The following is a 12,440-nucleotide window of genomic DNA, read 5'->3' as shown; positions in this document are numbered from 1 at the left end:
TACCCGGGGTGTCCCGTCGACGCGGGCCGTGCGCCGACGGGACACCCTCCAAGTGTGCTCAGACCTGCGGCTCCAGCGCCGGCCCGAGCGAGGAGAACTTCTCCTTGCTCACGATCCTGCGCGGCGGCCAGGTGATGTTCTCCGGCGGCCAGCTCTGCCGGGTCTTCTTCAGGAACCAGGCGGGCGGCTCGTACATCGGGGGCTCGTAACCCTCGGGCAGTGCCGTCTTCCAGGTCAGGCCCTCGGTCCGCTTCTCGAACTCCTCCTTGATGCCCCGCAGCAGCTCGGGCTTCACCAGCAGGTCGACCGCTGTCGCCGCCAGATAGGACGCCGCGGCCGGTATCGCCGCGTGGGCAGGGGAGGATCCCGCGCAGGACGCCGTCGACCAGGTGTGCATCTTCGACCCGATCGGGGCCACCGCCGCACCCATGGAGACGGTCGGCACCTGCCAGCTGATGTCGGCCACGTCGGTGGAACCGCCGCCGAGGAAGACCGGGTTGGGCGGATTCAGCTCACCGATCTTGTCGTGCAGTCCGCTCTCCGGCAGACCCAGCGACTTCTGCAGCTCCTTGGCCAGGCGCTGGGCCTCATCGGAGTGGACCGGCGGGCCGATCTGCCGCATGTTGTCGTGCAGCAGCTCCGTGAACGACTTCGACGGAAGCTGGTTCCAGCAGGCAGAGGTGATCCGGTGCTGCACCGAGGTCCGGCTGGCGGTCGCGGCCGCCTCCGACACGGCGATGACCTTGTCCAGCAGAGCGGAGACCCGGTCGACACTGCCCTCGCGGACGTAGTACGAGATCTCCGCGATCTCCGGGGTCACATTGGGGATGTCCCCGCCGTTGTTGATCACCCAGTGCAGCCGGGCCGACGGCGCCATGCTCTCCTCGCGGAGGAACTCCGACATCGTCGCCATCATCACGGCCGCGTCCAGCGCGCTCTTGTTCCCCAGCGGGGTGCCGCCGTGGCCCGCGACACCGAGGAAGGTGAAGGTGACAGCCGTCATCGCGTTGGTGGTGCCCCATCCGGTGGCGTTGCCGGTGGAGGGGTGCCAGTCGAGGAAGGCGTCGAGCCCGTCGTAGACGCCCTTGCTGACGGCGTAGGTCTTGCCTATCAGCTGCTCCTCGGCGGTGGAGCCGAAGAACTTCACGGTCACATCGAGCTTGTGGCGCCGCGAGGCCTCCGCCACGGCCGCGGCGGCCGCCGCGGCCGCCGTACCCAGCGCGCAGTGCCCGCAGCCGTGACCGGGCCCGTAGCTCGGGGCGAAGGGGTCGTGGACGTACTCCTTCGGGTCGTGCTCGCCGACCCCCTTCTTCTGCGAGAGGCCCGGGAGGGCGTCGTACTCCCCGCTGAAGCCGAGGACCGGACCGCCCTTGCCCCGGGTGTACGTCGCGGTGAAGGCGGTGGGGAAGCCCGCGGTCCCGAACTCGACCTCGAAGCCCGCCTTGCGGAGGAACTCCGCCTCGGCGATCGAGGAGTTCCACTCCCGCAGGCTCAGTTCCGCGTGCTCCCAGATCTCGTCGTTCAGGGCGTTGATCCGGGCGGTGTTCCTCTCGATCCAGCCGAGCGCCGTCCGCTTGGCCTCCGAGTCACCGGCCAGCCCCTCGGGTGCGGCGTAGGAGGCGGCGTCGACCGCCGCGCCGGCCGCCTCGTCGGAGGCGGCCGCCATCGCCGGATCCGCCGTCGCACCCATCGCCGTGGTGGCGATTCCCGCGGCCCCGAGCATCTGCATGATCCTGCGGCGGCTCAGCCCGTCGCCCGTCCGTACCGCATGGTCATGATCGCTGGGATCGTGCAAGTCGCACACGGGCGCCTCCGGTCCAATGGCATGTACAAGTACAGTGCAGTGCCCGGCACTCTCCATTCCGGATGTTGCGAAGTCAATAGGTGTGCATGTCACCGGAGTTAATCGCTCCAGTTCAGCGGCGGGCCCGGTGAACGGGTCAGGGGCAGAGCGGAGGCAGCGCGTTCCCGCCGAGGACGCCGGCCCGGTCGACGGCGATCCGGCCCTCCTTCACCACCGCGAGGATGTGGGCCGGGTCGCCCAGCGAGGCGATGTCGGCCAGCGGATCGATGTCCGTCACCACCAGGTCGGCGGCCTTGCCCGCCTCAAGGGTCCCCGTCGTCTCGTGGACACCGCACAACCGTGCCGCGTCGCGCGTCGCGGCCACGATCGCCGCCATGGGCGTCAGTCCGGCGAACTTCACGAGCAGCGCGAGCTCCTGGAGATTCCGCCCGTGCCCGACGGCCAGCCCGCTGTCCGTCCCCATCGCGATCCTCACCCCCGCGGCGGCCGAGAGCCCCACCGATTCCTGGGCGATCCGGTGCCAGCGCATCCCCTTCTCGTATGCCGACGGGGAGGTGCGCGCCGGATCCAGGTCCTGGGTCGTCTCCAGCAGGGTGGGCACCAGGTACTGTCCCCGCTCCACCATCTCGGCCCTCAGCTCGTCGTCCAGGGCGTAGCCGTGCTCGATACTGGTGACCCCGGCCCGGACGGCGGCCTCGATGCCGGGCCGTCCGATCGCGTGGGCGGCGACCGGCAGGCCTCCGTAGGCCTGTGCCTCCTCGACCGCGGCGCGGATCATCTCCGGGCGCAGCCCCAGCCACTCGGGCCGGTCGTGAGGGGACGTGACCCCTCCGCTGGTGGCGAGTTTGACGCAGTCGGCCCCCGACGCGACCAGATCGCGGACCCGGGCGCGCATGTCGTCCACGGACCCCACGAGGCCGGGAGGGCTTCCGGGGAAGGCGACGGCGAGTGCCAGCCCGTCGATCCCCCCGGCCAGGGTGAAGTCGGCGTGCCCGGCGCGCTGGCTGAGCATCGAGACCGAGACGAGCAGCCGGGGCCCGGCGATCCTGCCCTCCTCGACCGCCTGCCGGAACCCCGCGTCCAGCCCCATCAGGTCGCGGGCCGTGGTCACCCCGTTCTCCAAGGTCACGCGGAGCCGGTCCAGTACCTTCAGGACGCGGTAGCTCGGCAGCTCGCCGAGGCCCTGCAGCGGGTTTGCCGCGGGGCCCGGCAGGGCGAAGTGCACGTGGGTGTCGATGAAGCCTGGACAGACCGTGCGCCCGCCGAGGGCGATCCGCACCACCTTTCCGAGGTCCTCGGGAAGCCCGCGGGAAGGGCCGGCCCACCGGATCACCTCTCCCTCGATCAGCAGCGCGGCGTCGGCGACCGGGGCGCTGCCGGTTCCGTCGATCAGGCGCAGTCCGTGAAGGAGCACCCGGGGAGCGGGGGCGCCCGATGACGCGGCGGAAGAGGACATCTCACTACGATCCGCCCGGCCGCGTGCCGGTGCAGCGCGGAATCGGCCTTACGGGGGAGACCGCACGCGACAGGGCCGCCCACCGCGTTCGCGCGGCGGGCGGCCCTGTGCCGCGGGAGTGTCAGGAACCGACACTCACCGTGAACCTGCGCGGGTTCCCGTCGTGCGCCGCACCCGACACGTCCGGCTCGCCGTCCGGTCGCACGTCGTCGTACGGGAACGCGTAGCCGATCGGGGAGTTGGCGTGGACGACACGCGACCAGTGGTTGGTCACCGCCCCCTTGTAGTAGTCCGCCACCGAGGTCCCGTTGGGCTGCTGCGGGTGGCTGAGCATGATCGAGCGGTTGAACCCCGCGGCGATCCTGGCCAGCAGGGCCTTCTTGTCGTCGGAGTCACCCGGGTTGTTCGTGAAGGGGCCGTGGTTGCAGGTGAAGATGTCCTTCGATGTCGGCTTCACGAAGGTGTGCCCGCCCTCGAAGGTGAGGGTGTCCCCGCTGACCCGGCCGGCCAGAGTGCCCCGTCCGCCCTGCAGGTCGATCCGCAGGTCGGTGGACCGGTACTTCTCCCAGACCTCGTCGATCTGCGCGGTGAAGAGGTCCCGGAAGGGCATCTGGTCCGGGCGGTCGAAGTACGGTGCCATCAGGTTCTGCGGCGAGACGACCCGCAGTACCTGCCCGTCCTGTCCACGGGTGATCAGCTTGTCCCAGGGCTGCCCGTCGGACGCCGCCTGGGCCGTGAGGTCGTCGGCTATGCGCTGGACCGCGCCGTCGGGCAGCGGGGCGACAGTGTGCGTGGCGTCGCCCTCCAGGGTGAGGCCGATGGGCAGCGCCGTCACCAGGTCGACGTAGCTGATGTTCGCGTACAGCTGCTGCGGGTTGAAGGTGAACTCGCAGAAGGACCAGGTCCGGCCGTAGTTCGGGTCGGTGGGGGTCGCGAAGGCGGGCTCGACGAGGGAGGGGCCGGGGTTCAGGTAGAAGTCCAGCTTGTCGTCCCGGACGAAGTAGACGCGCGCGCCGTACATCTGGGGCAGAGTCAGCACGACAGGACCCGCGCCTGCCGCCTTCAGCGGGATGGCGCAGTCCACCGGCAGCGGGGTCTGCGGAGCGCCGGGGGAGTCGGGACGGTAGACGCTCCCGTCGGGGCGCAGGAGCACCCAGCGGTCCGTGCCCTGCTCGTGCCCGGTGACGTAGGCGTGGACCGTGCCGGGCAGTGAGCGGTTCTCCAGGGCCAGTTCGCAGGTGGCGGCGGCCGCCGAGGCGCGAGGGCTCAGGTTGCCGCCCCAGAGGGGGTAGGTGAGCGCGGTCGCGGAGGCGGCGGCGCCGGTCAGGAACATTCTGCGCGAAATCACGAGGGAACTCCCGAGGGGTGGGGGGCGCAGACGGGAGGTCGGAGCGGTGCGAGAAGGCGGAACCGTGGGGGCCGTCTGCGGTGCGCACCACTCTTGCGACGCCCCGGGGCGGCGTCAAGAGTTATGACTGAGAGCGCTCTCAAGAAGAGGTCGTTCTTCACAACTCGACGTCTCCGGAGGGGTTTTGGCGACGCAAGGTCGAGGTTCGGACGCGCGGAGTGAACAGGATCTGAAGGTGTGGGCAAGGGAGGGTGCGGTCCGCTGCCGGGTATCGTTCCCGGAGCCTTGCCGTCCGCCCCGATGGGGCTGAGGGTCCGTTCGCGCGGAGTGGTCCCGGTCCCTTCCGTGAGGCGGGCGCCTTCCCGCCCTGCCGGTCGATCCGGCGGTCGCCGCCACCGCGTACGCGAGCCGGTCCGGCGGGCCCCGTTCGCCGGGCGGCCGGGGCTCGGCTCTCCGGGCTCCTTCCGGCCGCCCTGCCCGGTCCGCGCGGACCGGGCGCGCGGCTCCGCGACCCGTCGAGGGCGCCGGATCCGCCCCGCCATTTCGGTGGCTCCGGTCGTCCGCTCCGGTGGATCCGCGGCGTGGCGCGGCTCGCGGTGTGGTGGGTGCCACACCGGCTCGCTTTGTCGGAGCCCGACAAGTGGAAGGCCCTGTGGCCTGGTGGATGGGCTGCATGGTGCCCGGCTTCTGTCGGGTGCCACCAGGAAACCGGTCAGGAGACTGTCCGGAGTGAACGGCAGGGTTTACGCGGTCGGGTTCGTAGGGTCGACGTATGACCGTTGTGGACGAAATCCCGGGTGAGTCGAGCGACACGCGTGGCCGGGTGGCCGAACTGCTGGCGCTGCGCGAGCAGGCCCGTCGTGGACCGAGCGACCGGGCGACCGAGGCGCAGCACGCCAAGGGCAAGCTGACCGCCCGGGAGCGCATCGAGCTGCTGCTGGACGAGGGATCGTTCAAGGAGGTCGAGCAGCTGCGCCGGCACCGGGCGACCGGTTTCGGTCTGGAGACCAAGAAGCCGTACACCGACGGCGTCATCACCGGCTGGGGCACGGTCGAGGGCCGGACGGTCTTCGTCTACGCGCACGACTTCCGGATCTTCGGCGGGGCGCTGGGCGAGGCCCACGCCACGAAGATCCACAAGATCATGGACATGGCCATCTCGGCCGGTGCCCCGCTGGTCTCCCTGAACGACGGCGCCGGCGCCCGTATCCAGGAGGGCGTCTCGGCGCTCGCCGGATACGGCGGGATCTTCCAGCGCAACACCCGGGCCTCCGGTGTCATCCCGCAGATCTCGGTGATGCTCGGCCCGTGCGCGGGCGGCGCGGCCTACAGCCCCGCCCTGACCGACTTCGTCTTCATGGTCCGCGAGACCTCGCAGATGTTCATCACCGGCCCGGACGTCGTGAAGGCGGTCACCGGTGAGGAGATCACCCAGAACGGCCTCGGCGGCGCCGACGTGCACGCCGAGACCTCGGGCGTCGCGCACTTCGCGTACGACGACGAGGAGACCTGCATCGCCGAGGTCCGCTACCTGATCGGGATGCTGCCCTCCAACAACCGGGAGAACCCGCCGGTCGTCCACAGCGACGACCCGGCCGACCGGCGCGGCGACGTCCTGCTGGACCTGGTCCCGGCCGACGGCAACCGCCCGTACGACATGCACAAGGTCATCGAGGAGCTCGTCGACGACGGCGACTTCCTCGAGGTCCACGAGCGCTGGGCCCGCAACATCGTCTGCGCCCTGGCCCGGCTCGACGGCCAGGTCGTCGGCATCGTGGCCAACCAGCCGCAGGCGCTGGCCGGTGTGCTGGACATCGAGGCGTCCGAGAAGGCCGCTCGTTTCGTCCAGATGTGTGACGCGTTCAACATCCCCATCATCACTCTCCTGGACGTACCCGGCTTCCTGCCCGGCGTCGACCAGGAGCACGGTGGGATCATCCGGCACGGTGCGAAGCTCCTGTACGCGTACTGCAACGCGACCGTGCCGAGGATCTCGCTGATCCTGCGCAAGGCGTACGGAGGCGCCTACATCGTCATGGACAGCCAGTCCATCGGCGCCGACCTGACCTACGCGTGGCCGACCAACGAGATCGCGGTGATGGGCGCCGAAGGTGCCGCCAACGTCATCTTCCGCCGGCAGATCGCCGACGCCGAGGACCCCGAAGCCATGCGGGCCCGCATGGTCAAGGAGTACAAGGCCGAGCTGATGCACCCCTACTACGCGGCCGAGCGCGGCCTGGTCGACGACGTCATCGACCCCGCCGAGACGCGCGAGGTACTGATCGCCTCGCTCGCGATGCTCCGCAACAAGCACGCCGACCTGCCGTCCCGCAAGCACGGCAACCCCCCGCAGTAGCCGCCGGAGCGGAGACCCCGCACACGTCCGCGACCCACTGCCCAGAAGACGGAGACACCATGACCACTCCCGCCGATTCGGTTCTGCGCGTCGAGAAGGGCCAGGCCGGCCCCGAGGAACTCGCCGCCATCACCGCCGTCCTGCTCGCCCGCGCGGCCGCCCAGCCCGAGGCGCCCGCCCGCCGGGGCCGCAGCACGGCCGGGTGGCGCCGTCTGGAGCGCACCCCGGGCTTCCGGGCCCCGCACAGCTGGCAGGGCTGAGAACGGCCCGCCCAGGCCCTCCTGGGCGGCACGCGTACGACGCGAAGGGCCCCGCACTCCTCGAGGAGTGCGGGGCCCTTCGCGTCGGCGGTGGCCCGCTCAGCGCAGGCGTGCCATCAGCGCGTGCTCGACCAGGGTGATCAGCGCGCTCTTGGCGTCGGCGCGGTGCCGTGCGTCCGTGGTCAGGATCGGGGTGTCCGGGCCGATCTGGAGTGCTTCGCGTACTTCGTCGGGGGTGTAGGGCTGGTGTCCGTCGAAGCCGTTGAGGGCGATGACGAAGGGGAGGCCGCTGTTCTCGAAGTAGTCGACGGCGGGGAAGCAGTCGGCGAGGCGGCGGGTGTCGACGAGGACGACGGCGCCGATGGCGCCGCGGACCAGGTCGTCCCACATGAACCAGAAGCGGTCCTGTCCGGGGGTGCCGAACAGGTAGAGGATCAGGTCCTGGTCCAGGGTGATGCGTCCGAAGTCCATGGCCACCGTGGTGGTGGTCTTGTCCCCGGTGTGGGTCAGGTCGTCGATGCCCGCGGAGGCGGACGTCATCACGGCTTCGGTACGCAGCGGATTGATCTCCGAGACGGCACCGACAAACGTGGTCTTACCCACGCCGAAGCCCCCTGCCACCACGATCTTCGCCGAGGTAGTGGAGCGGGCCGCTCCGCCGCTAGAGCTTGCGAAGTCCACTGAGCACCCTTTCGAGCAGTGTCACGTCTGGTTGGCCGCCGGCGGCCTCGTCGCCGCCGGGCTGATGGATAGCGACGAGTCCGGCCTCGGCCAGGTCGGCGACGAGGATCCGGGCAACGCCGAGCGGGATCGAGAGCAGGGCCGACACCTCGGCCACCGACTTGATCTCGATGCACAGCCGGCAGATCCGCTGGTGCTCGGGCAACTGCCCTTGCAGCCGGGCAGGATCGGCCGTGGTGCTCACCAGTGCCTCGATGGCGAGCTGGTACCGGGGCCGTGTCCGGCCACCGGTCATTGCGTACGGACGGACCAGCGGGTTGTGCCCCGAGGGCTTCGCGGGCGCGGGGGCCTGCCGCTGCACGGGCTGTATGCGCGACGGCGGTGTCTCGTACCGCTGCGGCTGCTGCTGCTCGTGCTGCGGCTGCTGGTAGGGCTGCTGCTGGGACCAGCCGGAACCCGGCTGCTGCCAGTCACCGCCCTGAGGGCCCTGCTGCGCCTGCTGGTAGGGCTGCTGGTAGTGCTGATACGGCTGGTAGGACTCCTGCGGGCCCATTCTGCCGGGCATGGAGGGGGCGTCGAAACGGTTGTCACCCTGCTCACCCGGGACCCGCCCATCGCCTTCGTACGGGTGTCCGCCTGTGGGTGCTGCCACGTTTCCTCCTCCGAATGCCGGTCGCCATCCCAGTGGTGCCGCGCCACCGCACCTTATGGCGCGGTGACGAGAAACGCACTGTCTGTCTATTAGTTAAGAAGACTTCCCTGGAGTTCGGCACGGAGATCCGGGGTCAGAACACTTCCCGCACGGTCCACGAGAAGTGCCATTTCGTACCCAACCAGGCCGATATCGGCGTCCGGGTGGGCGAGAACGGCCAGTGAGGATCCGTCAGAGATGGACATGATGAAGAGGAATCCTCGCTCCATCTCCACAACGGTCTGATTCACGGCGCCGCCCTCGAAGATCCGCGAGGCACCCGCGGTCAGCGACGTCAGACCGGAGGCCACGGCCGCCAACTGGTCGGCGCGGTCCCGTGGGAAACCTTCGGACATCGCCAGCAGGAGTCCGTCGGCGGAGACCACCACCGTGTGCGACACCCCTGGGGTGTTGTCCACGAAGTTGGTGATCAACCAGTTCAGATTCTGCGCCGCCTGGCTCATCGGGCTCACACTAACGCTCCTGGTTGTAGGTATTACTTGCGTCCGACCCCGCGGTACGTCCCTTCAGGACCCCGCGTCGCAGGTTGCTCAACCTGCCCCGCACGTCCTCGGGGGCGCGGGAGACCTGTGGGCCGCCCTGCTGGGTCTGCTCCGCCGTGCCCTCGACCAGATTGGCCTTGGGCACGCGCCGGGGGAGACCGGAAGGCGTGATCCCGCCCGCCTTCGGATCCCGGAGCTTCTCGGCCCGCTCCCAGCGCTCGTCGTTCGCCGAGCGCCAGTCGCCGTGTCCTTCCCCGTCCGACTGGGCGGGCTGCGTCTGCGGCTCGTCCTGCCGCGGCCGCTGCCGCTGCTCCGGAGGGGCGGGCTGATCGTTTCCGCGGCCGGTGGGCTGCCAGTGCTGCTGGCCGGCGCCACGCCGCGGGAGCCCCGCCTCGGTCAGGTCGTGACCAGGGTTCGGGCTCGGCCCCGGGCGGTCGAAGCCTACGCGCTCCGGCGAGTCGGCGGATGCGCCGGGACCGGATTCCGCTTCGGGCTGCGCCGAGGGCTCGAAGGCTCCCTGGTACGAACCCTGACCGGACCAGTCGTCCTGGTGGGCGGCGGCGTTCGGCGCCGCGAACGGATCGGCGTACTGCTCCTGCCGGCCGTCCTGAGCCGAGTACGCGGCCTCCGCATACGAGTTCTGCTGCGGGTCCTGGTAGCCGTCGCCGGCGTACGCGTCGTAGCCGCCCTCGTAACCGGGCTGCGAGTACTCCTGCCGCTCCGGCGCGTACTGCTCGGGTGCGTACTGCTGCTCCTGGCCGTACTGCTCCTGGGGGTACTGCTGCTGGGACCAGTCCTGCGGCTGTGCCGCGTTCCCGTCCTGGAACGGGGGCCGCTCGCCGGTGGACTGCGCCTCCAGGGCCGCCCTGCGCTCCTCGCGCATCAGCGAACGGTTGACCGGGTCCAGCTGCGGGGAGTCCGCGGCCTCGGTCTCGTAGCGCGAGTCGTCGAAGCCGAGTTCGGCCGCCGTACGCATCGGGGAGACCGCGTGGCCGCCGTCGAAGGCCTGCGCCTGCCGCTGCTCGGGGATGATCGAGGAGACGGTGAAGTCGCCTTCCTGGACCGAGTCGCCGCCGCCACCGTGCGTGATGGCGTCGGGGAGCATGACCAGCGACGTGGTGCCCGCCTGCTCGCCCGAGGGGCGCAGCTGGACACGGATGCCGTGGCGGTCGGCCAGACGCCCGACCACGAACAGGCCCATGCGCTGGGAGACCGCGGCGTCCACGGTCGGCGGGTTGGCCAGCTTGTGGTTGATGTCGGCGAAGTCCTCGGCGGTGAGGCCGATGCCCTTGTCGTGGATCTCGACCATGACACGGCCGTCGGGCAGCCGGGTCGCGGTCACACGGACCTTGGTCTGCGGGGAGGAGAACGTGGTGGCGTTCTCCAGCAGCTCGGCCAGCAGGTGCACGAGGTCGGTCACGGCCTGGCCGTGGATCTCGCTCTCCGGGACACCGGTGAGTTCGATGCGCTCGTAGGACTCCACCTCGGAGGAGGCGGCCCGCAGGACGTCGACCAGCGGAACCGGCTGGTTCCAGCGGCGGCCCGGCTCCTCGCCGGCGAGGACCAGGAGGTTCTCGCCGTTGCGGCGCATACGCGTGGCCAGGTGGTCCAGCTTGAAGAGGCTCTCCAGCTGGTCCGGGTCGGCCTCGTTGTTCTCCAGGTCGGTGATGAGGGTCAGCTGGCCCTCGATGAGCGACTGGTTGCGGCGCGACAGGTTGGTGAAGATCGCGTTGACGTTGCCACGGAGCATGGCCTGCTCGGCGGCGAGCCGGACGGCCTCACGGTGCACCTGGTCGAAGGCGCGGGCGACCTCGCCGATCTCGTCCTGGGTGTTGATCGGGATCGGCTGGACCCGGGTGTCCACCCGGCCCGGCTCGGTCCGCGACAGCTGGTCGACCAGCATCGGAAGGCGCTGCTCGGCGATGTTGAAGGCGGCCGTACGCAGCTGGCGCATCGAGCGGCTCATCTGGCGGGCCATGAGCCCGGCGATGATGAACGCGGCGAGCAGCGCGACGATCACGATCGCCGCGTTGACGATGGCGTCGTTGCGGGCGTCGGCGGAGATCTCGGCGGCCTCGGTCACCGCCTTGTCGACGAGCTCGTTCTCGACGGTGGTGTAGCCGTCGAACTTCGCGGTGGCCGCGGCCATCCAGGTCTCGGGGGTGATCCCCTTGGCCTTCAGCTCGTCCGGCTGCTTGCCCTGACCGATCTGCTGGGCCATGCCGTCGAAGACCGAGCCGTCGATGCTCGGGGGCGCCACGAAGGGCTTGCCGGCGGCCTTGGCCTGCTGCTGGGCGGCCTTGAGCTGCTTGGCACCCTCAGCGGCCTTGCCGGCCATGACCTCCTTGAGACGGGCGGCGTCGGCCTCCGTACCACCGGAGACGAACTCGCCGAGTGCGATCTGCTCCAGGTAGTTGTACGAGCTGAACGCGGTGACCTGGCCGTTGAAGTTGCGGGGCTCCTGGCTCGGGCGCACCAGCAGGTGCATGCCGATCGAGCGCTGAAGCGATTCTGCGGCCTTGGCCAGCTCGATCGCGTACACCGTCCGGCCGTAACTGGTGATGTTGCCGGTACCGAGGCCGAGCTCGTTGGAGAACTCCATCAGCGAGTGCTGGACCTTGGTGTAGCCCTCCTCCGTCTTCACCGGGTCCATCGCCTCGGCGTAGGCGGCCTTGCGGAGTTCGGGAAGGAGCGGCTCCTCCACCTTGAAGAGCTTCAGGCGGCGGTGCAGGCCTTCCTTGTCCGGCATGTTCTGCACGGCGGCGTCGAACTTCGAGGCCGCGCTGTCCGTGGTGGCACGCGCCCGCTCCACCTCGGTCGCGGTCCGCTTGTTGGACAGCAGGGGCTGGGCGGTGAGGTCACGCTCGTTGAGCAGCGCCTGTCCGTACTCCGCGGCGGCGCGGACGACCAGAGCCGTCTTCTCGGCGTCCTGCGCCTCGTTCCAGGTGTCGACCGAGCCCTTCACCTGGAAGCCGCCCATGACCAGGCCGACCAGCGCCGGGATCAGGAGGATGGCGTTCAGCCTGGTGGGCACCCGCCAGTTGCGCGGTGACAGGCGGCTGCTGCTGCCGCCGGCCGGTTCCGCCTCGGACGTCGTGTCCGCAGGCGGGGACACCGCAGCACGCGGCGGCGGGGTGAAGTTGCCCCGTTCCGGCTGCGCCGCGGAGCCCTCGTTGCTTCGCCTCACTCGACCAACAACCTCTCGGCGTCGGCACCTACGTTGTGCCGGATTACGTTCAGGGGGCCGTACTACTGGGTAGTTCGAGGCATTGCAGCACGCGGACGGGTCGCGTTCCAAACAGTCGGAACAGGTGGTTCCGTGTGCGCCTGCCCGCAGATAA

The 12,440-nt window shown here is 70.1% G+C and carries 9 protein-coding genes; 2 read left to right on the top strand and 7 right to left on the bottom strand.

The window, feature by feature from the left end:
• Positions 1-58 precede the first annotated feature (58 nt).
• From ACGFNN_RS09185 to ACGFNN_RS09175, 3 genes are all read right to left on the bottom strand, one after another.
• A complete protein-coding gene (locus ACGFNN_RS09185) occupies positions 59-1,804 on the bottom strand; it encodes an amidohydrolase (protein WP_393554242.1) in 1,746 nt (581 codons plus the stop codon).
• A 136-nt stretch (positions 1,805-1,940) separates the two neighbouring features.
• On the bottom strand, positions 1,941-3,260 hold the full coding sequence (locus tag ACGFNN_RS09180) for an amidohydrolase family protein (protein WP_393554240.1): 1,320 nt from the start codon (positions 3,258-3,260) through the stop codon (positions 1,941-1,943).
• A gap of 121 nt (positions 3,261-3,381) precedes the next feature.
• Positions 3,382-4,593, bottom strand: a complete 1,212-nt coding sequence (locus ACGFNN_RS09175) for a glycoside hydrolase family 64 protein (protein ID WP_365528763.1) — start codon at positions 4,591-4,593, stop codon at positions 3,382-3,384.
• Between the two features lie 787 nt (positions 4,594-5,380).
• On the opposite strand from ACGFNN_RS09175, the gene ACGFNN_RS09170 reads away from it, so the two are divergent.
• Both ACGFNN_RS09170 and ACGFNN_RS09165 read left to right on the top strand, forming a co-directional pair.
• The gene (locus tag ACGFNN_RS09170) at positions 5,381-6,964 is read left to right on the top strand and encodes an acyl-CoA carboxylase subunit beta (protein ID WP_365093381.1); all 1,584 of its coding nucleotides are present in this window, start codon (positions 5,381-5,383) and stop codon (positions 6,962-6,964) included.
• 59 nt (positions 6,965-7,023) lie between these two features.
• Positions 7,024-7,224 carry an acyl-CoA carboxylase subunit epsilon gene (locus tag ACGFNN_RS09165; protein WP_362556387.1) on the top strand — a complete coding sequence of 67 codons (201 nt, stop codon included), beginning with the start codon at positions 7,024-7,026 and terminating at the stop codon, positions 7,222-7,224.
• A 99-nt stretch (positions 7,225-7,323) separates the two neighbouring features.
• On the opposite strand, the gene ACGFNN_RS09160 is transcribed toward ACGFNN_RS09165, so the two are convergent.
• From ACGFNN_RS09160 to ACGFNN_RS09145, 4 genes are all read right to left on the bottom strand, one after another.
• The gene (locus tag ACGFNN_RS09160; RefSeq protein WP_014048542.1) at positions 7,324-7,905 is read right to left on the bottom strand and encodes an ATP/GTP-binding protein; all 582 of its coding nucleotides are present in this window, start codon (positions 7,903-7,905) and stop codon (positions 7,324-7,326) included.
• Complete coding sequence (locus ACGFNN_RS09155) at positions 7,886-8,557, bottom strand: DUF742 domain-containing protein (RefSeq protein WP_393554238.1); 672 nt, start codon at positions 8,555-8,557, stop codon at positions 7,886-7,888. Before ACGFNN_RS09155 ends, ACGFNN_RS09160 begins: the two co-directional genes overlap by 20 nt.
• Positions 8,558-8,646: 89 nt before the next feature.
• The gene (locus ACGFNN_RS09150; protein WP_006127847.1) at positions 8,647-9,060 is read right to left on the bottom strand and encodes a roadblock/LC7 domain-containing protein; all 414 of its coding nucleotides are present in this window, start codon (positions 9,058-9,060) and stop codon (positions 8,647-8,649) included.
• Between the two features lie 10 nt (positions 9,061-9,070).
• On the bottom strand, positions 9,071-12,286 hold the full coding sequence (locus ACGFNN_RS09145; RefSeq protein ID WP_393554237.1) for a nitrate- and nitrite sensing domain-containing protein: 3,216 nt from the start codon (positions 12,284-12,286) through the stop codon (positions 9,071-9,073).
• Between the last annotated feature and the right edge of the window lie 154 nt (positions 12,287-12,440).

Origin of the sequence: Streptomyces sp. NPDC048590 (assembly GCF_043199535.1) — a bacterium.
Lineage (GTDB): Bacteria > Actinomycetota > Actinomycetes > Streptomycetales > Streptomycetaceae > Streptomyces.
The sequence above is the reverse complement of the archived record's forward strand: the minus strand, read 5'-3'. Positions and strand labels throughout refer to the sequence as shown.

What these genes read in the sequence shown, in the direction of transcription:
- ACGFNN_RS09180 (WP_393554240.1), bottom strand. Translation starts at nt 3,260, where the DNA reads ATGTCCTCTTCCGCCGCGTCATCGGGCGCCCCCGCTCCCCGGGTGCTC.
- ACGFNN_RS09175 (WP_365528763.1), bottom strand. Translation starts at nt 4,593, where the DNA reads ATGTTCCTGACCGGCGCCGCCGCCTCCGCGACCGCGCTCACCTACCCC.
- ACGFNN_RS09170 (WP_365093381.1), top strand. Translation starts at nt 5,381, where the DNA reads ATGACCGTTGTGGACGAAATCCCGGGTGAGTCGAGCGACACGCGTGGC.
- ACGFNN_RS09165 (WP_362556387.1), top strand. Translation starts at nt 7,024, where the DNA reads ATGACCACTCCCGCCGATTCGGTTCTGCGCGTCGAGAAGGGCCAGGCC.
- ACGFNN_RS09150 (WP_006127847.1), bottom strand. Translation starts at nt 9,060, where the DNA reads ATGAGCCAGGCGGCGCAGAATCTGAACTGGTTGATCACCAACTTCGTG.